The organism is Listeria rocourtiae FSL F6-920 (assembly GCF_000525975.1).
Taxonomy (GTDB): Bacteria; Bacillota; Bacilli; order Lactobacillales; family Listeriaceae; genus Listeria_A; species Listeria_A rocourtiae.
The window spans coordinates 1-23,733 of record NZ_AODK01000055.1; the positions used below are offsets into that span (position 1 = coordinate 1).

General features: G+C 40.2%; 21 protein-coding genes and 5 pseudogenes. 22 read left to right on the forward strand and 4 right to left on the reverse strand.

Features of this window, described 5'->3' with window-relative positions; genetic code table 11:
* Positions 1-279: 279 nt before the first annotated feature.
* Positions 280-1,653 carry an allantoinase AllB gene (allB, locus tag PROCOU_RS14530; RefSeq protein ID WP_036073766.1) on the reverse strand — a complete coding sequence of 458 codons (1,374 nt, stop codon included), beginning with the start codon at positions 1,651-1,653 and terminating at the stop codon, positions 280-282.
* Positions 1,643-3,151: an allantoin transporter gene (locus PROCOU_RS14535; RefSeq protein WP_077913477.1), complete on the reverse strand. Its 1,509-nt coding sequence runs from the start codon at positions 3,149-3,151 to the stop codon at positions 1,643-1,645. Before PROCOU_RS14535 ends, allB begins: the two co-directional genes overlap by 11 nt.
* A gap of 301 nt (positions 3,152-3,452) precedes the next feature.
* Here PROCOU_RS14535 and PROCOU_RS14540 point away from each other — a divergent pair, with 301 nt between their 5' ends.
* From PROCOU_RS14540 to rsmI, 7 genes and pseudogenes are all read left to right on the forward strand, one after another.
* Positions 3,453-3,947, forward strand: coding sequence for a dual specificity protein phosphatase family protein (locus tag PROCOU_RS14540; protein ID WP_036073767.1), 495 nt, complete (start codon positions 3,453-3,455; stop codon positions 3,945-3,947).
* Positions 3,948-4,026: 79 nt separating this feature from the next.
* On the forward strand, positions 4,027-5,019 hold the full coding sequence (gene holB / locus PROCOU_RS14545) for a DNA polymerase III subunit delta' (RefSeq protein ID WP_036073769.1): 993 nt from the start codon (positions 4,027-4,029) through the stop codon (positions 5,017-5,019).
* A 5-nt stretch (positions 5,020-5,024) separates the two neighbouring features.
* Positions 5,025-5,855: a PSP1 domain-containing protein gene (locus PROCOU_RS14550; RefSeq protein ID WP_036073771.1), complete on the forward strand. Its 831-nt coding sequence runs from the start codon at positions 5,025-5,027 to the stop codon at positions 5,853-5,855.
* Between the two features lie 11 nt (positions 5,856-5,866).
* The gene (gene yabA, locus PROCOU_RS14555) at positions 5,867-6,256 is read left to right on the forward strand and encodes a DNA replication initiation control protein YabA (RefSeq protein WP_036073773.1); all 390 of its coding nucleotides are present in this window, start codon (positions 5,867-5,869) and stop codon (positions 6,254-6,256) included.
* A 379-nt stretch (positions 6,257-6,635) separates the two neighbouring features.
* A complete protein-coding gene (locus PROCOU_RS14560; protein WP_036073775.1) occupies positions 6,636-7,376 on the forward strand; it encodes a tRNA1(Val) (adenine(37)-N6)-methyltransferase in 741 nt (246 codons plus the stop codon).
* Entirely contained in the window at positions 7,363-7,638 is a 276-nt protein-coding gene (locus tag PROCOU_RS14565; protein ID WP_036073777.1) for a GIY-YIG nuclease family protein, read from the forward strand. The genes PROCOU_RS14560 and PROCOU_RS14565 overlap by 14 nt, the downstream gene beginning before the upstream one ends.
* A 42-nt stretch (positions 7,639-7,680) precedes the next feature.
* Positions 7,681-8,518 (forward strand): annotated as a pseudogene (rsmI, locus tag PROCOU_RS14570) (16S rRNA (cytidine(1402)-2'-O)-methyltransferase).
* 35 nt (positions 8,519-8,553) lie between these two features.
* Here rsmI and PROCOU_RS14575 read toward each other — a convergent pair.
* A complete protein-coding gene (locus PROCOU_RS14575) occupies positions 8,554-8,772 on the reverse strand; it encodes a hypothetical protein (protein ID WP_036073779.1) in 219 nt (72 codons plus the stop codon).
* A gap of 120 nt (positions 8,773-8,892) precedes the next feature.
* On the opposite strand from PROCOU_RS14575, the gene PROCOU_RS18675 reads away from it, so the two are divergent.
* Complete coding sequence (locus PROCOU_RS18675; RefSeq protein WP_244266335.1) at positions 8,893-9,039, forward strand: helix-hairpin-helix domain-containing protein; 147 nt, start codon at positions 8,893-8,895, stop codon at positions 9,037-9,039.
* On the forward strand, positions 9,036-9,488 hold the full coding sequence (locus tag PROCOU_RS14580; RefSeq protein ID WP_244266336.1) for a nuclear transport factor 2 family protein: 453 nt from the start codon (positions 9,036-9,038) through the stop codon (positions 9,486-9,488). Before PROCOU_RS18675 ends, PROCOU_RS14580 begins: the two co-directional genes overlap by 4 nt.
* Positions 9,489-9,698: 210 nt before the next feature.
* Here PROCOU_RS14580 and PROCOU_RS14585 read toward each other — a convergent pair whose 3' ends face one another.
* Positions 9,699-9,983 (reverse strand): AbrB/MazE/SpoVT family DNA-binding domain-containing protein, encoded by a 285-nt coding sequence (locus PROCOU_RS14585; protein ID WP_036060638.1) that lies wholly within the window; start codon positions 9,981-9,983, stop codon positions 9,699-9,701.
* 223 nt (positions 9,984-10,206) lie between these two features.
* On the opposite strand from PROCOU_RS14585, the gene PROCOU_RS14590 reads away from it, so the two are divergent.
* The 13 genes and pseudogenes from PROCOU_RS14590 (at position 10,207) to PROCOU_RS14650 (ending at position 23,551) form a co-directional block, all read left to right on the forward strand.
* Positions 10,207-11,055, forward strand: a complete 849-nt coding sequence (locus PROCOU_RS14590) for a GRP family sugar transporter (RefSeq protein ID WP_036073781.1) — start codon at positions 10,207-10,209, stop codon at positions 11,053-11,055.
* A gap of 157 nt (positions 11,056-11,212) precedes the next feature.
* Positions 11,213-13,208: pseudogene (gene metG / locus PROCOU_RS14595) on the forward strand (methionine--tRNA ligase).
* Positions 13,209-13,376: 168 nt separating this feature from the next.
* A pseudogene (locus PROCOU_RS14600) lies at positions 13,377-14,145 on the forward strand (TatD family hydrolase).
* Positions 14,146-14,442: 297 nt separating this feature from the next.
* Positions 14,443-15,706, forward strand: a pseudogene (locus tag PROCOU_RS18680) (ubiquitin-like domain-containing protein).
* A 135-nt stretch (positions 15,707-15,841) separates the two neighbouring features.
* Positions 15,842-16,415 (forward strand): annotated as a pseudogene (rnmV, locus tag PROCOU_RS14610) (ribonuclease M5).
* Positions 16,408-17,292: a 16S rRNA (adenine(1518)-N(6)/adenine(1519)-N(6))-dimethyltransferase RsmA gene (rsmA, locus tag PROCOU_RS14615; RefSeq protein ID WP_036073784.1), complete on the forward strand. Its 885-nt coding sequence runs from the start codon at positions 16,408-16,410 to the stop codon at positions 17,290-17,292. The pseudogene rnmV and the gene rsmA overlap by 8 nt, the downstream one beginning before the upstream one ends.
* Positions 17,293-17,416: 124 nt before the next feature.
* Complete coding sequence (gene veg, locus PROCOU_RS14620; RefSeq protein WP_036060632.1) at positions 17,417-17,677, forward strand: biofilm formation stimulator Veg; 261 nt, start codon at positions 17,417-17,419, stop codon at positions 17,675-17,677.
* Positions 17,678-17,995: 318 nt separating this feature from the next.
* Complete coding sequence (gene ispE, locus PROCOU_RS14625) at positions 17,996-18,856, forward strand: 4-(cytidine 5'-diphospho)-2-C-methyl-D-erythritol kinase (protein ID WP_036073802.1); 861 nt, start codon at positions 17,996-17,998, stop codon at positions 18,854-18,856.
* A gap of 18 nt (positions 18,857-18,874) precedes the next feature.
* Positions 18,875-19,615, forward strand: coding sequence for a chitin disaccharide deacetylase (gene chbG, locus PROCOU_RS14630; RefSeq protein WP_036073786.1), 741 nt, complete (start codon positions 18,875-18,877; stop codon positions 19,613-19,615).
* A 152-nt stretch (positions 19,616-19,767) separates the two neighbouring features.
* Positions 19,768-20,595 (forward strand): pur operon repressor, encoded by an 828-nt coding sequence (purR, locus tag PROCOU_RS14635; RefSeq protein WP_036073788.1) that lies wholly within the window; start codon positions 19,768-19,770, stop codon positions 20,593-20,595.
* Between the two features lie 370 nt (positions 20,596-20,965).
* The gene (locus tag PROCOU_RS14640) at positions 20,966-21,643 is read left to right on the forward strand and encodes an efflux RND transporter periplasmic adaptor subunit (protein ID WP_036073791.1); all 678 of its coding nucleotides are present in this window, start codon (positions 20,966-20,968) and stop codon (positions 21,641-21,643) included.
* Positions 21,644-21,671: 28 nt separating this feature from the next.
* Positions 21,672-22,361 carry an ABC transporter ATP-binding protein gene (locus PROCOU_RS14645; protein ID WP_036073795.1) on the forward strand — a complete coding sequence of 230 codons (690 nt, stop codon included), beginning with the start codon at positions 21,672-21,674 and terminating at the stop codon, positions 22,359-22,361.
* On the forward strand, positions 22,358-23,551 hold the full coding sequence (locus PROCOU_RS14650) for an ABC transporter permease (RefSeq protein WP_036073798.1): 1,194 nt from the start codon (positions 22,358-22,360) through the stop codon (positions 23,549-23,551). The genes PROCOU_RS14645 and PROCOU_RS14650 overlap by 4 nt, the downstream gene beginning before the upstream one ends.
* Positions 23,552-23,733 lie beyond the last annotated feature (182 nt).

Sequence of the window (23,733 nt, forward strand, 5' to 3'; positions counted from 1 at the left end):
TGTATATTGGGACTGTAACTCATTTTATTTCGAACAGTCCCAACAAAGCGGAGTGTACGACTGTACATGATGACTGAAAGCAGGGAGAGGGTAGTTTCCTCGACCATGCAAGAAGTTAAGCGTAGCAAGTATTGCGTAGCAGAACCGTAGAAAGGGCCGCCTATTCGCGATACTCATAGGCATATTGGGACTGTAACTCACTTCATTTCGAACAGTCCCAACAATGCGAGCGCTTGTCGCCGATTTATCTGGGTTATGTCCCAGCCTCCTGAAAATACTTTATTGAACGGTTTGTTTTATGTTTTGAAGTACAAAAGAACCTTCATGTGTATCGCGCACGCCGTCTTCTTTGTCATAAATCACCGAGCCACGAAGAATCGTTGCTACAACTTGTGCGCCGATTGTACGACCAACATAAGGGCTAATTTTATGACGGTATTCCAAGTCCTCTGCAGCAAGTGTATATGGTGCGTTTGGATGAATAAGCGCGAAATCAGCGTCTTTGCCAATCGCGATATGGCCTTTATTCGTTAGCTTATAAAGATCAGCAGGATTGGATGCGATTAATTTTGCAAATTGTGTTAGCTCCATGCCACGCTTTTGAACAGCTTCATCGAACATGATATCAACGTTATTTTGTAGTCCAGAGATGCCACCCCAAGCAGTGAATGCATTTCCGATTTTCATGTCTGGCGGGCAGGGCGAGTGATCCGAAGTAACGAAATCAATTTCGCCTGCGAAAAGCTTCGCCCAAAGACGTTCTTGATTTGCTTTATCACGTAGTGGTGGCGCACATTTCGCAGTTGTACCAATCGTTTCGAATTGCTCTTCGTCAATTGCAAAATAATGCGTACACGATTCGCATGTCACTTTTTGCCCTTCATTACGTGCACGAGTGACTTCTTCTACGCCTTCTGGAGTGCTTAAGTGGCAAATATGAATTTGACAACCAGCGATTTTAGCAAGGTAAATAGCGCGACGAACGGCTTCTACTTCTGTGAAAACAGGGCGTGATGCGACGTAATCTTTTGCCAAGGTTTTACCTTCTGCTTGTGCGACTTTACCCAGCTCATCGCAAATTAACGCATTTTCGGCATGGATAGCCAGAATTTTGTCCATTTTGGCGATTTTTTGCATACCGGCGAAAAATGAATAATCATCTACATTGCGAAAATCATTATCTACACCATCGAAACCACACGTTGCTAGGAAACACTTATAAGCAGCAACACCGTCTTCATTTAGTTCATTTAGACGATCTAAGTTATGCGGAACAAGCCCACCAAAGAGTGCTACATCAACGCTAAGTTTCCCTTTTGCAGCATCAAATTTCAGATTTAGAGATTCGCGGTCAATCGTTGCTGGCAATTGGTTTAGTGGCATTTCGATAAATGATGTCACGCCACCTTTTGCAGCCGCCCTTGTACCAGTTTCATAGCCTTCCCATTCGGTACGGCCGGGCTCAGAAATATGAACGTGCGCGTCAACCATGCCAGGGGAAACAATTAGCCCGCTTGCATCGATGACCTCTTTTGCATCGCCTAAATTAGCACCAATCGCAACGATTTTTCCGTTTGTTACCGCAACGTCTGTAATTACCGCTTCCGTGTCTAAAATTACTTTTCCATTTTTGATAATTAAATCATAACTCATTTCCTTCAACTCCTATGTTTTTAATATGAATTTCTGTATTGTCATCATAAAATGATGGGTTCTTCTTGCGGTGAAGGGAGGCAAATAGGGAATAAGCACCAAAAGCCACGAGTACACCGATGAACCATGAAAGTCTGGAAACTGGCTCCAGAACCGGAATAAACTTACCGCTCAGCGACACAACTACAGCAACGATTGTCACCACGAACGCTAGCGAATTAAAGCCATTTTTGTAATAAGAGAATTGGCCGGGTTCTGTGTAGAGGCTGTCCAAATTGATTTGGCGACGCATGATAATGAAGTAATGCGCTAACATCACACCAATAACCGGACCAAGAATTCCTCCGATAATATCAAGGAATAAGTAGATACTCGCCTGGTTCTCCATCAATTTCCACGGACAAATTAGAACGCTAATAATACTTGCAATCATTACGCCGTGCTTATACGTCAATTTCTTCGGGAAAATAGCAGCAATCTGATAGCCCGCTGGAATAATATTCCCGGTTGCATTTGTTGAAATCGTTGTCATCAAGATAACCAAGACTGCAAAAATGGATGCAAATAAGCTATCCCATTTCTGTACAATATCAAGTACATTCCATGTTTCCGTACCGTAATGAATACTCGCACCTGCTAAGATACAAACGCTCGCAACAGCGAACAGAATATAGGCAACTGCAAGACCTAGCGTTTGGCCAGTTGCTTGTGATTTGAAATTCTTTGCGTTTTGCGTGAAGTCTGAGGCGCTGACAGCAGGAGCCGCCCAAACCGCGACAACAGCATTAATCACGACTAGAAATAGGAAAAGCGAATTTCCGCCAGTTTGAACGTTCGCCGGTACATAATTTACAATATTACCGAATCCCGCCAAATAAATTGCCCAAATTGCCATTCCGCCAAACACGATGTAAATACACGGATTAAGAATCGCGGTAAATTTATTCAAAACACCGCCTCCACCGAATCCGATTGCGACATTAACAGCCCAGAAAAGCAAAAAAGCAATTAAACCGGGAATCGTAATCCCCAAAATACTAATTCCCTCGCCAATCTCCAAGAATCCTGGCCAAATTTTGCCGATTAAAATTAAGAAAGCAAGCGATCCCGCGTAACACTGCAAGCCGAACCACATAATCGCAGCCACACAACCTCTTAAAATACCTGGAAATAAAGCGCCACGAACACCGTAAGAAGCCCGTAAAATCATCGCAAAAGGCACACCATATTTCGATCCAGCAGCGCCGTTTAAAACCATGACTGCGGCAATAATAAAGGCGCTTACAATAATAGCTGCCATGATACTAACCGTTGACAATCCGAGTATCAGGAATCCTCCGACTGCTACATAGTTAGGAACGTTATGTACAGAGCCCATCCACAATGTGAAATAGTTAAACGTACCCCATGTCCGTTTGTTCTCTGTCTTAGGCAGCAAGTCATCGCTATACCCGCGAGACCGATATTTCTCTAGCTGCGCATTATCCACCTGAACCATACTACTTATCCTCCTTTTTATTATAATAAAGCTTAAAAATAAGCCTGAAACCAAAATAAGTTTGTGAAAGAAAGCGCTTAAATTATTTAGTTTTATGAAAACGTTCTCTTTATAAACTTAAATATAGCATGCGGACAAACGTATTTCCTTAGGCGTTTTACATAAACTTTTGAAATGGTTTGTCTGTTTCGAACAATGTGAAGAAAAGTGCAAATGTAAAGGGTAACGGTAGGGAATTGCCACGATAAATGCTAGAATAAGAGGTATAGGAAAAGTTGCTGAAACTAGGAGAGTGAGAATAGTGGCTAATTATATTAACGAGAAACGTCGCCAAATAGACTTTGATCCATATACACTGCCCATCATAGCCTTGCCCGAAGTAATCGCGACCTCTTTTAATCCAATTGGAAAAACGCCAATTATGATTCGTATTGCCGATAAAAATAAAACATTTGCAAAAATAAAAGATCCTGGTAAGTACCAAGGTATTTTGGAGATTCAGTTCAATGATATAAATGAAGAAGATGATTATTGGGGATTAAGCAAGAAGGAATCAGATGAAATGCTCCTTTTCAATAAGAAACATGCAGTAATTATTCATGATTTCGTTGATCAATTTGAGGATATAAGCCAAATCGTTGTGCACTGCAATGCCGGTGTGAGTAGAAGTAGCGCGGTCGCGATGCAACTTGCAGAATACACGAATGACTTAGATACGTACGCCAAATTACGCGAAATCAAGCGTTACTTGCCAAACACGCGCGTTCTAGCAATCATGCGTGGTGAAGAATTTTAAAGCAATTTTTTTGGCAAAATCTGCGCCATAACTATGCCTGTCATGTTATAATGTAAAGAAATGATTGGAGGGGTTTTTCGTGGGACGACAAGCTGATCTGCTGGCGATGCAACCAATCGCGATGCAACTTTTCATTAAAAGCATTCTGACAGACCGATTGGCTCATGGTTATTTGCTGGAAGGTGCGCGTGGTACCGGTAAGAGACGTACTGCTAAATGGCTCTCCCAAACTCGTTTTTGCTTAGAAAAGAGCGATGACGAATTGGCATGTGGCACGTGTAATAATTGTCAGCGAATCGAAAACGATAATCACCCTGACGTTCATTGGCTAGAGCCAGATGGCAACAGTATCAAAATTGATCAAGTACGAGAATTGAAGCAGGAACTGTCCAAGCGCGGCATGGAATCGGATTGTAAAGTTTTGATTATCGACCATGCGGATAAAATGACGGTTCAATCTGCCAATTCTTTGCTTAAATTTATAGAAGAACCAGATGGCGGAATGTTAATTTTATTTCTGACTGCCAATCCACAACAAATCTTACCTACTATTCAATCGCGGTTACAACCAGTGAGCTTTCGTGCTTTGCCGTTTGAAGCCTTTGTCAACGATTTAATAGTACAGGGCGTTTCAGAGCAGAAGGCCCGTGTTTTGGCCAGTGTCGCTGGAAACGCGGAACAAGCTATTATCTGGAATGAAGATGAATGGTTTGCTGATGCTCGCAATGTGACTGTGAAGCTATATGAAGGATTGCATCATCAAGGCGTCGATCCTATTTTGTTAGTCCAAGAAGCATGGATACCTGTTTTTAAAGATAAGACACAATTACATTTAGGCCTTGAGTTGCTACTGTTACTATATCGTGACCGCTTGCACCTGTCGCTAAACGACAACTATTCTCCAATCTGCACGGAACAAGCATCGATATTAAAGCAGGATATATTGCGGAAGTCACTCACAGACACAACCGCCGAAATGGAAATTATCCTTGGAGCCAAGCGAAGACTTGATTCTAACATGAACACCCAACTACTGATGGAGCAACTCGTACTGAAAATTCAAGGGAGGTAATCCAATTGCCAAAAATTGTAGGCGTTCGTTTTAAGGAAGCCGGTAAAATATATTATTTTTCGCCTGAGAAACTGAATATTGTTGAAGGCCAAGGTGTCATCGTCGAAAATGCGCAAGGAATTGAGTTTGGAAAAGCAGTTATAGCACCGCGCGAAGTCGATGAAGAGGATGTTGTTATGCCTCTAAAAAGAGTATTGCGTGTAGCAACAAATGCAGATTATAAATGTGTTGAAGAAAATGCAGCATCATGTCAGCGAGCTTTTTTACTGTGTGATGAGAAAATTCATGAACATAAGATTGATATGAATCTAGTTGACGTTGATTATACATTCGATCGTAACAAAATCATCTTTTACTTTACCGCAGAAGGGCGCGTCGATTTCCGTGAACTCGTGAAAGATTTGGCATCAGTCTTTCGCACGCGAATCGAATTACGCCAAATAGGTGTACGCGATGAAGCAAAATTACTTGGAGGAATCGGTCCATGTGGCCGGATGCTCTGCTGTTCGACTTTTTTAGGTGATTTTGAACCAGTGTCCATCAAGATGGCAAAAGACCAGAACCTGTCGCTCAATCCGACGAAGATTTCTGGACTTTGTGGTCGTTTAATGTGTTGCTTGAAATATGAGAACGATGAATATGAGATGGCGAAGAAAGAGATGCCTGATGTTGGCCAACATGTTGTCACGCCTGATGGTAAGGCGCGTGTGGTCGGTATTAATCTACTCGGCAGAATTATGCAAGTCAGACTACCAGATCAAGACGCGGTCATTGAATACGCATTAGAAGAATTACGTCCCTTCAATGCTTTTTCAAAAGAACCCGCGAAGTCCTGAGGTGAGTCCATATGGATAAAAAAGCACTTTTTGACTCAGTCAGCAATATGGAAGAACAAATTGGCGAGCTGTATCAACAACTTGGTGATCTAAAGCAAAATTTAGGTGACATGCTTGAAGAAAACAACCGCCTAAACTTAGAAAATGAACATTTGCGTCGCCGTTTAGAAGAATTAGACGGTAAGCAACACGTGAGTGCAGTGCCCGTAGACAAAGAGCTCGGCGCAATGGCTCCAGCTCGCAAAGAGGCGATGCGCCAAATGATTGAAGTTGGCGAAGGATATGATAATTTAGTCAAATTGTATAAAGAAGGTTTTCATATTTGTAATGTACACTTTGGAAGCCCGCGCGGAAATGACGAAGATTGTTTATTCTGCATGTCATTATTGAATAAGAAGTAAAACAAGGGACCGAGACAAAATTCATTTTTATAGAAGATAAGCGAGATTCACATCCTTTTTTTCTAATGGGGTGTGAATCTCGCTTGCCGCAAATCGAACGAAGGCGTTTGTATTAGGGGATTTCTTAAAGGGTTAATCGTTCTCATTATTCATGTATATTGGGGCTGTAACTCGTTTTATTCGAGGTGTTGTGGAGGATTGTCTGTGTAGCGGTGTTGTGTCTAATTTGGTGTCGAACAGCCGCTGGTGGATTACATGCTCGCTTTGCTCACATGTATATTGGGGCTGTAACTCACTTTGTTCGAACAGCCCCAACAATCCCCTGATTGTCGCGGTTTATTTGGGTTATGATTCAGGCTCATTTTTAGGGGAGGTTCAGATGTTACTAGGAGACGAACGTTTAGATCATTTATTAGCAGAGAATTTGCGAATTATTCAGAGTCCTTCTGTGTTTTCGTTTTCATTAGATGCTGTATTACTCGCGCGATTTAGCTACATACCATATCAAAAAGGTGGCCGCATCATCGATTTATGTAGCGGTAACGGCATTATTCCGCTTCTGATTAGTTCTCGAACAAAAGTCCCGATTCTTGGTGTAGAAATCCAGGAGCGCCTGGCGGATATGGCACGAAGAAGTATTGCATACAATAGACTGGAGAATCAAATTGAAATTTTGCAACAAGATTTACGTGAAGTAGTGCCGATTCTTGGAAAAGGTAAAAATAGCTTTGTTATCTGTAATCCGCCGTATTTTGCGTTGGAATCAACCAGTATTAAAAATGAAAATGAGCATTTGCGAATCGCGCGCCATGAGGTACATTGTACATTGCACGATACGATTCAAGTCTCCGCAGATTTACTGAAGCAAGGCGGCAAGGCAAGTTTTGTTCATCGTCCGGAGCGTTTGTTGGAGATAGTTGATATTATGCGAAAACATGGCTTAGAACCGAAGCGTGTGCAATTTGTCCATCCGCGTGTCGAGCGAGAAGCGAACACGATTCTAATTGAAGGTATAAAAGGCGCGAAACCTGGTGTGAAATACTTGCCACCAATAATCGTCCAAAATAAGGATGGCGAGTATACAGCGCAGGTGAGGGAGTTGCTGTATGGCAAAGAGTGACACGCATTATTTCTATGTATTGGAATGTAAGGACGGAACTTATTACGGAGGCTATACGACAGATGTGGCGCGCCGTGAAGCAGAACACAACGCTGGAATTCGTTGCAAGTACACACGAAATCGGCGTCCCGTCCGAGTTATTCACTCCGAATGTTTTGAAACAAGATCCGAAGCCACGAAAGCCGAAGCCGCCTTTAAAAAATTGCTACGTAAAGATAAAGATCTCTATTTACAAAAAAATAAAGGTGGTGATATGCGATGAAAAGTCAAAAAAAGTTTTGTCGGAAAAACAGATGCAAAAGGCATACTGTACCTAGTACCAACTCCCATTGGTAACCTAGAGGACATGACGATGCGCGCGATTCGAATTTTGCAAGAAGCCGATTTAATTGCAGCGGAAGACACACGGAACACAATCAAGTTACTTAACCATTTTGATATCCACACCAAAATGGTAAGCTATCACGAACATAACAAAATAACTCGCCAAAATGAGCTAATTGAGAAATTGCAGGCTGGAAGAACGATTGCTGTTGTGAGTGACGCAGGAATGCCATCGATATCCGACCCAGGTTATGAACTTGTAGGTGCTGCTATTGAAGCTGAAATTACCGTCGTACCACTACCAGGCGCAAACGCAGCACTAACAGCCCTTATCGCATCAGGGCTTGCACCACAGCCCTTCTTCTTTTACGGTTTCTTACCTCGGAGCAATAAAGAGCGTGAGGAGGCATTGATTCAGTTGAACCGCCGCGAAGAAACGTGGATTGTCTACGAATCACCACACCGCTTGAAAGATGTTTTAAAAGCAATGAATAAAATACTCGGGAGCACTCGCAAAATCGTATTATGCCGGGAGTTGACTAAGAAATATGAAGAATTTTTTGCGAGGAACGTTGGAGGATGCGCTAGAGTGGACAAAAGAATCCGAAATTCGCGGTGAATTTTGCGTTATAGTGGAAGGAAATGCAGACGTACTAAATGAGGATGAAGAAATATGGTGGATAAAAATATCGATCAAAGAGCATGTCGAAAAAGTCATGTCAGAAGAATCGATGAGCTCAAAAGAAGCTATTAAACAAGTCATGAAAACCCGCCAGCTTCCGAAGCGCGAAGTATATCAGGCATATCATGAATTATAAAAAAAGACCAGCTTTCGAGTTATGAGCTGGTCTTTTTACGCAATAACTGATAAGTATACGATAATCAAAGTTATTGGCACAATAATAAGAATAATACTAATTATTGAGATAATGAACGTTGCTTTCACCAAGGGGTCTGTGCCCAATTTCTGTGATTGCACACTGTAAACCAAGGTCCAAATTGCTAAAATAGTACCGAGCGGAATAAACAGCGAAACTATCGAGAAGATAAACATGAGTGTAGTCTTATTCATCAGAAAACTCCTTATTTGTCAGATAACATCATTGTACCGCATAAAAGAGGAATCTCAAAATTTTGCTCTCGAATAGATGTACTTGCTATAATAATGAGAGCAAGAAAAGGAGGAATTCTAATGACGAATCTACCCAATATCGGCAAACCAGCAACAAATGCACTACGCCAACTGGATATTACAACGTTGGAACAAATTGCAATACATGATGAAAAAAACGCTTTTAAAAAATACATGGCATTGGACCAAAAGCAATCGGTATTTTGAAAGAAGCAATGGCAGGACAGGGCATGCATTTTAAAGAAGTGATGAAAGAAAGCGCTACACATGGCGTGGACTTTGCCGTATTCTGTGATTTTAATTGTGACAATGCCCCTAAAAAACGCATTATCCGAGATTACCTTGTTGCCTCTGCATCAGGCGAAAGAGCAGCACTTGAAAACGTATTAGAAGAATCATTCGTATGGAATGTACCAGGTGAATTCCAAATCAAAGGTCGCGAGGCATTCATTAAAGAACTGCAAGCCAATCTCCAAGAAATAAGCTCCCTTGAAATTCAATCCCTCCTAACACATGGCAAAGAAGGCTCTGCACATGGAACCGTCATTAACAAAAAAGGCAAACACGTTTACTTCTCCGATATCTTCACCTTCAAGAGCAACAAAAAAGACGCCAAAATCTCCGAATTGACTTCGTTTGTGGTGATAGAAGAGTAAGCTAGGATTATGTAGATTCTGCATTTTATTTTGAACAGATTGGGTGAAAGTTTGTATATAAGATCATTAAGGAACGAATACTCACTGTGTTCGTACTCATATTGAGGCTCTAATTCAGCAAAGTACGCTTCATGAGAGCCACAACAACAAAAAAGCATCCTATTTGAGGCTAGCACGCTTTCAAATAGGATACTTTCTTTAGTTGTAGTCTTAGATATCATCGCCGAATTGACGACGGATGTCAGCTACTAATTTCTCAGCACCATCACGGCTAAGTGTCAATTTACCGTCAACAACTTGTTTGTTTTGATCGGAAAATTCACCAGTGATGTCACAAAGGTTGCTAGCTGTATATTTCTTTAGGATAATTTCATCTTCATTGATGTAAATTTCTAAAGCATCTTTAACAGCAACGCCTAGGTTACGACGAATTTCAACTGGGATTACAATACGTCCTAGCTCGTCAATTTTTCTTACCATACCTGTAGATTTCATATTCTTACCTCCTAACTCTGTGGTCTAGTATCTATAATACCAAGAATTTCCTAGAAAAGCTAGACGAAAATATTAATAAATACAAAAAAAAAAGGTTATTCTCTTTAAAAAAGGGTATAAACCTAGTTGGAGCGCTATTTGTAGGTAAAATGTTCTACAATTGCCAATTTTTTTTTTCTTTAGATAAATTATACATTTTCGTAGGTTTGAAAGGAGTTTTTTGATGGATTTATTGGTTGCGTTAATTCCAGCAGTGATGTGGGGGATAATGCCACTTGTTGTTTCTAAAATTGGAGGAAAACCTTATCAGCAAACATTAGGAGTTACATTCGGGGCATTCATTTTTGCGATTGGGATGTATTTTTATTCAACACCGCAATTTACGGGAACCATTTTGTTAGTGAGTTTTGTATCCGGGATTTTCTGGACAGTCGGTCAACTGAATCAATTTCGAGCTTTTACTCATATCGGTGTCTCCAAAGCGATGCCACTGTCAACGGGGATGCAATTGGTTGGAACTTCGTTGTTCGGTGTTTTTGTTTTCCAAGAATGGGGGACCACAGCAAAGTTAGTACTTGGATTTTCAGCATTGGTATTTATTATCGTTGGAATTTCTTTGACGTCCTATCAGCAGCACAAATCAAAGGGAAACAATATGAAGCAAGGAATGGTAGCGTTAATTATTTCTTCGTTGGGCTATGTGGCGTATGTTGTTATCCTAAAAGCATTTAACATTAGTGGCTGGGAGGCAATTCTACCACAGGCAGTTGGGATGGTTATCGCGGCGGTTGCATTTTCCTTTAAAGATCGCAAAACTTTCTTTTTAAAAGAAACATGGCTTAGTATTATCCCAGGTGTTATTTGGAGTATCGGAAATTTGGCGTTACTCATCTCCAACACGGTCATCGGTGTGGCCATAAGTTTTTCATTATCGCAAATGGGCGTCGTGATTTCCACGTTAGGTGGCATTTTATTGTTAGGTGAGAAAAAGACAAAACGCGAACTTATCTTAGTTATTATCGGGATTATACTCGTTGGTGCTGGTGGATTTATGATTGGTCTAACAAAATAAGGAAATCTGGCGGTGTGGAGGTTGCTCTACGCTGTCTTTTTTTTATTTTTATAGCTTGCGGTATTTTGTTTTGAGTAGAAAATGATATAATAGAAGGTAATTGTTAATTTAACACCGGAAAAATGATTTTTCGGCGGAGGAATAGGAGAGGATTAGGTTGCCAAAAGAGAATAATACATTTTATATTACGACTCCGATTTATTATCCAAGTGGAAAAGCTCATATTGGGCACGCGTATACGACAGTTGCAGGAGATGCGATGGCGCGATACAAGCGTTTGCAAGGATTCGATGTCTTTTATTTGACAGGGACGGACGAGCACGGTCAAAAAAATTCAGCAAAAAGCAGAGGAACGAAATATCTCACCGCAAAGCTATGTGGATGATATTGCGACTGGATTCCAAGATTTGTGGAAGAAGCTTGAGATTACAAACACGGATTTTATTCGGACGACAGAACCGCGCCATAAAGAGGGCGTCGCGAAAATTTTCCAAAAGCTACTGGATCAAGGAGATATTTATCTTGGTCAATATGAAGGCTGGTATTCGGTTTCTGATGAAGAATATTTCACGGAGACGCAACTGGAAGAAGTTTATCGCGATGAAAATGGCAAAGTTATTGGTGGAAAAGCACCGAGTGGCAATGAAGTTGAGCTCGTAAAAGAGGAATCGTATTTCTTCCGAATGAGCAAATATGCCGACCGTCTACTCGCTTATTACAATGACAATCCTGAATTTATCCTACCAGAATCACGTAAAAACGAGATGATAAATAATTTTATCAAACCGGGCTTGGAAGATTTAGCAGTTTCTAGAACTACTTTTGATTGGGGTATTAAGGTTCCTGGTGATGCAAAACATGTTGTTTATGTATGGATTGATGCACTTTCTAATTACATAACTGCACTTGGCTACGGTTCGGATGATGAGGTTAATTTTAATAAATACTGGCCGGCAGATGTTCATATTATCGGAAAAGAGATTGTTCGTTTTCACACGATTTATTGGCCGATTATTTTAATGGCGCTTGATCTACCACTACCGAAGAAGATTTTTGGTCACGGTTGGATTCTGATGAAAGACGGAAAAATGTCGAAATCTAAAGGAAATGTTGTCGATCCGTACATGCTGATTGAGCGTTACGGCTTGGATGCACTGCGTTACTACCTACTTCGCGAAGTTCCATTTGGTTCTGATGGCTTATTCACGCCAGAAGATTTCGTAGATCGCGTAAACTACGATTTAGCAAATGATTTAGGTAATCTATTAAATCGGACAGTTGCGATGATAAATAAGTACTTTGACGGTGAAATTCCTGCTTATCAAGGTAATGTAACACCTTTTGATGGCGAATTAGAAGTTTTCAAAGATAATGTTTTGAAAGAATATGAAATAAATATGGAAACAATGCAATTTTCGGTTGTGCTTTCTCAATTATGGACATTTGTAAGTCGTACGAACAAATACATCGACGAAACTGCTCCATGGGTATTAGCAAAAGAAGAAGCGAATCGTGAGGAACTAGCGAGTGTGATGACACATCTAGCTGAGAACTTACGAATCATTGCTGTTATGTTAAAGCCATTCTTAACGCAATGTCCAGAAGGTATTTTCACGCAATTGGGAATTACAGAAGAATCTCTAAAGGACTGGGCATCAATCACAGGATACGGTAAGATTCCAGCAGGTACAAAAGTAGTCGCGAAAGGAACGCCAATCTTCCCACGATTAGATGCAGCGGAAGAAGTTGCCTACATTCAAGAACAAATGAAAGCAACAATTCCCGTGCCAGTAGCAGATGAACCAACTGTTGCAGCGCTTGAAACGCCTGAAATTGGCATTGAAGACTTTGATAAAATCGATTTACGCGTTGGAGAAGTCAAGCAAGTAGAGAAGGTCAAAAAAGCAGACAAACTACTCTGTTTCCAATTGGATCTAGGTGAAGGAAAACTACGTCAAGTTCTCTCAGGTATAGCAGAATTCTATACACCAGAGGAACTCATCGGCAAAAAGGTTATCGTTGTATCGAATTTAAAACCCGTAAAACTACGCGGTCTGATGAGTGAAGGTATGATTCTATCTGGCGAAAAAGATGGTAATTTACAAATAATTGAAGCGAGCAGCGTTCTACCAAACGGTGCAAAAGTAAAATAATCGAAGTAAGGTGGATTTCTAGTTGGAAATCCACCTTTACTTTTAGCTAAAAAACGATTTTCTTCTATAATAATAGTGAACAATTCAGAAACAAAAAATAAATTATGATATTATTATAGAAGAAAGTCGATATTAAACTAATTTAAAATAAAGAAATGAGGAATAAAAATGCTTTTTGACACGCATGTCCACTTGAATGACGATGCATTTAACGAGGATCTAGAGGAAGTTATCGCTCGTGCCAAGGAAAATGATGTTTCGCGAATGGCGGTTGTCGGTTTTAACGAAGAAACAATCAATCGTGCACTGAAGCTTGCTGATAAATATGATTTTATTTACCTCATTGTTGGTTGGCACCCAACAGACGCTATCACTTTTACAGAAGAAAAACTAGAGTGGTTGCGCGAACTATCAAAAAATCCGAAAGTTATCGCATTAGGAGAGATGGGACTCGATTATCATTGGGATACGTCGCCAAAAGAAACTCAGTTTGAAGTCTTCCGTCAACAAATTAGACTAGCAAAAGAGGTAAAGTTACCGATTGTGATTCATAATCGAGAAGCAACCGAAGATGTTGTGCGTATTTTGCAGGAAGAAAAAGCTAGTGAAGTCGGTGGAATTATGCATTGTTTTGGTGAAACTATTGAAGTAATGGAAGCTTGTCTCGCTATGAATTTCTACATCTCATTTGGAGGAACAGTTACCTTTAAAAACGCAAAATTACCAAAAATTGCAGTGGAATCAGTGCCTCTAGACAAGATTTTAATCGAAACTGATGCACCATATCTTGCTCCACATCCAAATCGCGGTAAAAGAAATGAACCTAGTTACGTCAAGATTGTTGCCGAAAAGGTCGCAGAATTAAAAAAAAATGAAATATGAGGAAATCGCCCGCTACACAACAGAAAACGCAAATAGACTTTTTAAATTGACTTGATTTTTGTCATCAAATTGTAATATTAATCGAATTCTGTAACGGAATCTTAAGCAAGCAAAAAATAGAGATTAATGAAACAAGAAAAACCTCGCTCTATTATGCCTACGACTAGAGACTGAGTTTCCTGAAATATAATTGACACATTAGACATAGAATGTAATGAAAAGATTCTATAATGGCTTTATACCAATGATAAATCGATCTTTCTTCATCGAGGCAGCTATTTATGATAATTCGTTGACAGTTCTTTCGTCCCCCGTATATAATCACAACAGAAGTTAGAAAGGGGAGAAATACATGACCATGGAAACTAGCAGTAACGCAAGCCAGAAATCAAAATTGCGTTTACCGATAATGATTGGCGCGTTTGTTATTGTCATAGCATTGGTTTTTTATTTCGTTTTCGAGGGGACTAAAAACGATATCACAATTGTAAAAGCAGGCGAGGTTACAAAAATTAGCACGCATGCAAAAACAGTTGGAGAAGTATTAAATGATGAAGGTGTAAAGATTGGAAAATATGACGAATTGTCCTATTCCCAAAATGCAGCTGTAAAAGACGGCATGAAAATTGCCTACATTCCAGCAAAAGAAGTAACGATTAATGACGAAGGTAAAGAAGCAAGTGTTTGGACAACAAAAGACACAGTTGCTGAAGTACTGAAGGATGAAAATATTACGACACGTCCACAAGATGCTTTAAACGTTTCATTGGATGACAAAGTATCAGCGAACATGGAAGTTAAAATTGACCGCGCTGTAGCCCTAGCAATTCAAAATGGTGCGAAGAAAGAAACAACATGGACAACAAAAGACACAGTTGCAGAGCTATTAGCAGAGAAAAACATTAAGTTAGATGCTCATGACAAGGTATTGCCAGCAAAAGCAGCAAAACTTTCTTCAAATATGACGGTTGTTGTTACATATGTAGACAAAAAAACCGATGAAAAAAAAATCGACAGTAGCTTTCAAAACTGTAGTAAAAGAAGATTCTTCGCTTAAAAAAGGTGAGGAAAAAGTAGTTCAAACAGGGAAAGCAGGCGAGAAAGTAGCCAAGTATGATGTTGTTCTTGAGAATGGGAAAGAGAAACACCGTAAACTCCTTGCAGAACAAGTGGTAGCAAAACCAGAAGATAAAATCGTTGTTCGTGGTACCAAAGAAGAGCCAGTAGTAGCGGCAATCAGCAATAGCCCAGCTCCATCTTCTTCTAAAAAAGCGACAACTTCAAACTCGTCTTCAAAAAACAGTAAGGCATCTGCAGTGAGTAGCAAACCATCATCGGGCGGTAAAACGTTCACGATGGAATCGACAGCTTATTCAGGTGGCGGTACGACAGCTACAGGTATTAACTTAACAGCTAATCCAGGGTTAAAAGTAGTTGCTGTAGATCCAAGCGTGATTCCACTAGGCTCTAGAGTCTATGTGTCAGGTTACGGAGAAGCAATCGCTGGAGACACTGGCGGAGCTATTAAAGGCAATATTGTAGACGTTTATTTTGCAGATGAAAGCCAATGTTACACTTGGGGGCGCCGTCAAGTTACGGTAACCATTTTAGATTAAGTATTTACAAGAAGCAGGATGCATGCCGATACTGGTGTTGCTCCTGCTTCTTTTCTGTCCGCAAAAACAGGTTTTTGCTTTTGCAAATTTTATGGTATGATAGAAACACTGATTAAAAGAGAAGGGACGTTTTGTATGGAGAAGTTAGTAATTCATGAAGTTATTGTTGTGGAAGGGCGAGACGATACAACGGCCATTCACCGCGCAGTGGACGCAGACACAATCGAAACGAATGGTTCAGCGATCTCTGCAATGACTATTGAAAAAATCCGTCATGCAAAAAGAAAAACGTGGCGTGATTATACTAACAGATCCTGATTTTCCTGGTGAAAAAATCCGAAAACAAATCGATGCGGCGGTTCCAGGATGCCATCATGCTTTTGTTAAACGGAGTGATGCATTGCCGAAATACGGTCGTGGTTTGGGAGTTGAACATGCTTCACCTGAAATTATCCGCGAGGCATTGGCGCATTTCCATACAAGTAATGAACGCGTGCAAGAAAGTGAAATCGATTATGAACGGCTCGTACTTCTCGGCTTAATGGGCGGCGCGGGGGCAAAGGCCAAACGACAAAAGTTAGGAGAAATCCTTAAGATAGGCTATACGAATGGCAAACAACTGCAAGCGAGATTGCGAATGTTTGGTATTACAAGTGAACAATTTGAAGCCGCATGGGATAAAGTAGTGCAGGAGGAGACGAATGAGTAAAGATATCGCAACACCAGGCCGTACAAAAGAGATTCTAAAGAAGTATGATTTCTTATTCAAGAAAAGTTTAGGACAGAACTTCCTGATTGATAGTAATATTTTGCGACGAATCACGGAGACGGCGGAGCTGGATAAAGAAACAGACGTTATTGAGATTGGTCCGGGTATCGGTGCCCTTACAGAACATTTGGCGCGTACATCTAAACGTGTATTAGCTTTTGAGATTGATCAGCGTCTTATGTCGATTTTACCAGACACGCTCGCAGCATATGACAATGTGGAAATCGTGAACGAAGATATTTTGAAAGTCGACGTTGGGGCGATGATTACAGAGAAGTTTCCAAGTCGAACACAGCCTGTGAAAGTAGTTGCCAATTTGCCTTATTATGTGACAACGCCGATTATATTGCAATTGCTACATGAAGACTTGCCTGTGTCTAGTATGACATTCATGCTTCAAAAAGAAGTTGCGGATCGGATTTCAGCAAAACCGAGCACAAAAGCTTACGGAAGCCTATCGATTGCAATTCAGTATTACATGGAGGCCGAGCTGTCTTTCATTGTGCCCAAAACGGTATTTATGCCACAACCAAATGTCGATTCAGCGATTATCCATTTGAAACGCCGTGCGCAACCGCCAGCACAAGTCGACAACGAGACCTTCTTCTTCGATATTACGCGTTCAGCATTTGCGCAGCGACGTAAAACATTATGGAATAATTTAGTAAATCGTTTCCCAGAGTTAAAATCGCAAAAAGAAGAATTAGAAGCAGAACTTGCAGCAGTTGGAATTGACGTGAAAAGACGCGGAGAAACGTTTAGTATCCCGGAATTTGCGATATTAAGTAATTTTCTTGACAATTTCATGAGAAAATAACGAAAAATTGATAAAAAAGCAACCATAGTGGTTGACATAGAGGCATTTCGCTGTTAAAATATTTGTTTATTGATTTTTTGCCCTTGTTGTGGTATACTGGAATTTAGTGAGGTGGGGGTACAAAATGTCAAAAACTATTGCAAGCATCAAGCAAAATCTTGAATCCAGACTTGGAACAAGGCTAACTTTGAAAGCGAACGGCGGACGTAAGAAGACAATTGAGCGTTGCGGCGTTTTAGCTGAAACTTATCCAGCTGTTTTTGTTGTTGAATTAGATCAAGACGAGAACAATTTCGAAAGAGTATCCTATAGTTACACGGACATTTTAACAGACACTGTAGAATTAGACTTTACAGATGATGTAAGTAAAGAATTAGCACTTTAATCACTATTATCTCAAAACCAGCCAATTGGCTGGTTTTTTGGTTGGGTTGTTCAAATACAAGGAGTTATCATGCTAGTAAAGGCGTAAAAGATAAATTAATTTTTCGGAGTATGGAAGCGCTCTCTATTATTACGAAACGGTTGGCTGGCCTATCTAACTTAATAGTCGGAACTCTTTTCTAGTTTGGAGTACATATTTAGGCTTGGCTATGGTAGAATAAACAAAGAAGATTTGAGGAAGTGTAACCAAACTTGAAGTCAGGGAGATAACCTATTTTGATTGAGATAGAAGGGTTCCCTAGGAAAGGCTGTAGAGATGATGAAAATAAATGTGAAAGCACCTGCAAAAATTAATTTGTCATTGGACGCGCTATATAAACGACCAGACAATTATCATGAGCTTGAGATGGTGATGACAACGATTGATTTGGCGGATCGTCTGCAGCTAGTATTGCTCGAAAAGGATACTATCAAACTGGATGTTAAGGCGCATTTTATTCCCGACGATAAAAGGAATCTAGTTTATCAGGCAGCAGCGCTTTTAAAGGAAAGGTTTTCGATAAAGCAAGGTGTGGCGATAACGCTTGACAAAAGCATCCCAGTAGCGGCTGGACTTGCGGGCGGTAGCAGTGACGCAGCAGCAGCACTTAAGGGCTTGAACCAAATCTGGGGTTTACAGTTGACGCTTACTGAACTTGCTAACCTTGGCGCAGAATTGGGATCAGACATCCCATTTTGTCTTTATGGAGGCACAGCGCTTGCGACTGGACGTGGTGAGATTATTAAGCCGCTTCCGATGATGCCAAATTGCTGGATTGTATTAGCGAAGCCTTCGATTAGCGTATCGACACCTGGCGTGTACAGAGATTTGCGTGTTGGTGAGGTAGAGCACCCGAATACCGCTGGGATGGTACAGGCGATTCAAGATGGTAGTTTTGAAGGAATTTGTGATAACATTGGGAACGTGTTGGAAACAGTGACGCTTGCCAAACATCCAGAGGTGAAGCGTATTAAAGAGAAGATGTTAGAATTCGGCGCAGATACGGCGTTAATGAGCGGTAGTGGGCCGACAGTGTTTGCACTTGTCAAACAATACTCTAGAGCAAAACGTGTCTATAACGGTTTGCGTGGATTCTGTGAGGAAGTATATCTAGTTAGACCTTGGCAAGAAGAAAAATGATAAAGGAGTCGATGAGTGATGAAAGTGATTTTTAATGCGGATGATTTTGGTTTATCAAAGGGTGTTGTTTACGGAATCTTAGAGGCTTATAAACATGGTGTTGTAAGGTCGACTACGATGCTTGCGAATTCACCTGCGTTTGATTTGGGTGTGGCAATAGCGAAAGAGAATCCTGGGCTTGACATCGGTGCGCATTTAACGCTGACATTCGGCAGTCCGCTTTTAAAAGATGTACCTAGTTTAACCGCGGAATCTGGAAAATTTCTAGCACAAGATGTACTTAGAAGTTCCATCGATAAAATTGACTTTGGTGAAGTTGAGCGTGAATTCACTGCACAAATCGAAAAAATCTTGGCAGCGGGAATCACGATTTCCCATTTTGACACTCATCATTTAATCGAGCCCATCGTTTTACCAGTTTTGCAGAAGTTAGCAAAGAAATATCAAGTCGGATTACGTCGATCTGTACATGATGCAGACTATACTGGTATCCCGACGACAGACCGTTTTTCTGATGAGTTTTATGCGGATGGAATTACAGCGGACGTCGTGAAGCAAGTAGTGAAGAAGTACAAAGATGACACGGAGACATTGGAATTTATGTGTCACCCCGCGTTTATCGATGAAACAATGCTTAGCTTAACGTCCTATACAGACTATCGAATAAAAGAACTTACTTTCCTAACATCGGATGAGGTACGGGAAGCATTAAAAGCGGTTGGAGCCGAAATTGCCAGCTTTAAAGAGGTTATGAAATAAGCGAAATCGAACAATTGGTTATTTTGAAGTGGTGAGTTGTCACTATCTTTTCCTTTTAAAAGCCTTTATAATGAATTTAAATACGTACAAAAAGGGCAAAATAGGTTCTAATGTTTGGAAAAGCTATTTTTTAAAAGAGGAGAAGAAGTACTATGAAAATTCGGCGTAGTGAACGTTTGATAGATATGACGCAGTTTCTGCTGAGCCATCCGCGAAAATTGGTACCGCTGACTTTATTTGCTGAGCGCTATGGTTCTGCCAAATCGTCTATTAGTGAAGATTTGGTGATTATAAAGAAAACCTTTGAAGACAGGGGTATCGGCACACTTGAGACGGTTCCAGGTGCTGCTGGTGGCGTGAAATATATTTCTATTGCAGATAATGCAGATGTGCTGGATTTTGTTCAGACACTTTGTAACCGTATTGCTGAGCCTGATCGTTTGTTACCAGGTGGTTACTTGTATTTATCAGATTTACTAGGCGAGCCAGTGACGCTAAGTCAAATCGGAAAAATCTTAGCAACGAAATTTAATAAGCAAAAAATCGATGCAATTATGACGGTCGCAACGAAAGGAATTCCGATTGCACAAGCAGTGGCAGAGCACTTAAATGTCCCGTTTGTTATTGTTCGTCGTGATAGCAAAGTAACAGAAGGCTCTACGGTAAGCATTAACTATGTGTCTGGGTCTAGCAAGCGTATCGAGAAAATGGAATTATCAAAACGGAGCTTGCCAGAAGGTTCGAATGTAGTAATTGTCGATGATTTCATGAAGGCTGGTGGAACGATTAATGGGATGAAGAACTTATTAGAAGAGTTCAATGCTAAATTAGTCGGCATTGGAGTCTTAGTGGAATCAGAATATGCAGAGGAACGTTTGGTCGATGATTATGTTTCTTTAGTTAAGATTAAGAATGTCGACGTCAAAGAAAAGCAAATTGAAGTAGTGGAAGGTAATTATTTTAACTATCCTAACCAGTAATTATGGACTATGATGAGATTTAGGACTGGTAAAATTAATTCGGCGTGCCAACAAATCACGTGAATATTTAGTTTTATGCCAATCAAGCGAAAGCGTTTGTATTCAGGGAATCCGTCCCACGTTGAATATGAGCGCTTTTTGTCTACTTATCTTTAGAATGTCTATAACAGTTTTGTATGAACCGAATATGAACAAATAAATACGACCTTAGCATGACTGGTTTTCATTTTAACTATGCTACAATAAGAACTTGTAGAAGGGCATGAACAATTTTACAGGGAATATTTATGTTTATGAACTTTTTAAAAGTTTGGTTACCTACATAACAAGGAACTAACAGAAAATCACTTAATTGGAAGGAGCAACACACATGAAGAAATGGGTTAAATGGTTGATTGCTATCGTTATTATCGCAGCAATTGTGGTAGGAGCAGTATTGTTCTTAGGATCTAAATCAGGATCAGATACAACGACGAAGAATCTTGTAACAACGAAAGTGAAACAAGGGGATATGAAAATAAATGCGACGGCAACAGGAGCAATCGTTCCACAAAATCAACAAGCGCCAAATTACGATGAGTTAGAATTGCAAGTGCAAATGGATGAGTTGGATGTGCCTAATGTGAAAAAAGGTCAAATGGCTAAGATTTCTGTTACGGCAGTTCCTGACAAAACATACACAGGCCAGGTGAAGGAAATTGCGGAACAAGGAACTGTTATGAACGGTGTATCCTCTTTCTTAGTAACGATTTCAATTGATGACATAGCTAATTTGAAGTCAGGAATGACAGCGGATGCTTCTATTTTGGTAAATGAAAAGGCAAACGCACTATACGTCCCAATCGAGGCGGTCCAAAAAAATGATGAGGACAAGTATTACGTGTTAGTTCCTAAAAAAGGGAAGAATAACACGACAAAAGAAGTAAAGCAATTTGTAACGACTGGGCTTCACAACGAAGATAACATGGAGATTACGAAAGGTCTAGAAAAGGGCGATGAAGTCATTCTACCAACAAAATCGAATTCATCCCAACAGCCAGGATTTTAATAACTAGACCAAACGAGGAGGTGATCGCATGACGAGTCCACTTATTGATATGAGAAATTTAACGAAAACATATACACTTGGCGGTGAAACATTTAAAGCATTAGACAATGTAACACTCGCCGTTGAAAAAGGCGAATTTTTAGCGATTGTCGGACCTTCTGGCTCTGGTAAGTCAACCTTGATGAACATGATCGGTTGCTTAGATGTGCCGGATTCTGGTAAGTATCATTTAGATGGTGTCGATGTAGAGACGCTAAATGATAATAAACTTTCTACGATTCGTAATAAGAAAATCGGCTTTATTTTTCAACAATTTAACTTATTGACGAAGCTATCAGCGTTAGAGAATGTAGAGTTACCACTGATTTACGGTGGAATGGGCGCCACAAAACGAGAAGAAATTGCGTTAGAGTGCCTTAGTAAAGTTGGACTAACGGATAAAAAAAGGAATTTACCAACGCAATTGTCTGGTGGTCAACAGCAACGTGTCGCCATTGCTCGTGCACTTGCGGCTAATCCACAAATTTTGCTAGCCGATGAACCAACAGGAGCACTTGATTCCAAAACTGGTAAAGAAGTCATGGGAATCTTACAAGAATTGAATCAGGCTGGAAATACTATCGTAATGATTACGCATGATCTTGATATCGCGAATTATGGAACAAGGACAATTCGGATTCAAGACGGTCAACTTTTCAATGAGGGGGTAGCAAAATGATCCGCCAAAGTATGAAGATGGCCTGGAAACAACTAAAAACAAGTAAGATGCGCTCCTTCTTAACGATGTTAGGAATTATTATTGGGGTATCTTCGGTTATTTTATTAGTGTCGCTAGGTAAAGGTGTCACGGATCAAGTCAATAGTCAAATGGGTGATCTTGGTTCGAATTTAGTAACTGTGATGAATACATCGACTAATCCGAATGATAAATTTACGTATGAGGATGTTTTGAAATATAAAAATATTGATGGCGTTAAAAGCGTTTCCCCAGAGCTTTCAGGACAAGTAAAGGCAACGTTTGATTATAAATCTAAAGACCTGAAGCTTATTGGTACAAATGAGCAGTATAAAGATGCCAGAGGGCTTAAGCTTGATAATGGGCGTTTCTTGTTACCAATTGACGTCGAGTACGGGCAAAAAATTGCAGTAATCGGGCCAAATGTAGCAAGCGATTTATTCGGCTTTTCTGACCCAATTGGTGAGTATATCCGCATAAATGGTATGCCTTATAAAATCGTTGGTGTTTTGGAAGAAAAAGGTGCATCAATGATGGGATCCAGTGATGATCAAGTATTTGTTCCATTAACTGCAGCACAACGTATGTTAAAAGATACAAATGTTCGAACGTTTTATGTCGAAACAGAAACAGCAGAAGATGTAGATCGTGTTGTAAATACGTTGGAATCACGCTTATCTATTCATTTTGACTATACTTCAGCTGACTCAGCAAGCGGCGAATCAGCGCCGTATCAAGTTATTAATCAGCAAGAAATCTTAAATGCATTTGATACCATCAGCTCTACTCTTACAACGGCGCTCGGAGCAATCGCAGGCATTTCCCTTGTTGTTGGTGGCATTGGTATTATGAATATCATGCTAGTATCGGTATCAGAACGGACAAGAGAAATCGGTATTCGTAAGGCCTTGGGTGCGAAAAAACGAGACATACTTACGCAGTTCTTAATTGAATCCATCGTTATTAGTGTTGTTGGTGGCTTGATTGGGATTGCAATTGGTGTCTCTGGTGCGCTTGCATTCGGCTCTATTGCAGGCATACCATCAGGCATTACAGCATCAACTATTATTGGTGCTTTCCTATTCTCGATGTTCATTGGTGTTATTTTTGGTCTTACACCAGCTAATAAAGCATCGAAATTACGACCGATTGATGCATTACGATCGGAATAATGCATAAAAAAGAGGATTTATGTGAAAAAATCCTCTTTTTTTGATATTCAGTTACATAAGTACATATCTAAATTTACTTTTAAGATATAAATGATTGAAATTATGTCTTAAAAACGACTGTCACATATTTTTAATCTGTTTGTCATCGTTGTGATAAATATAACGGAAAAAATTACTTTTTT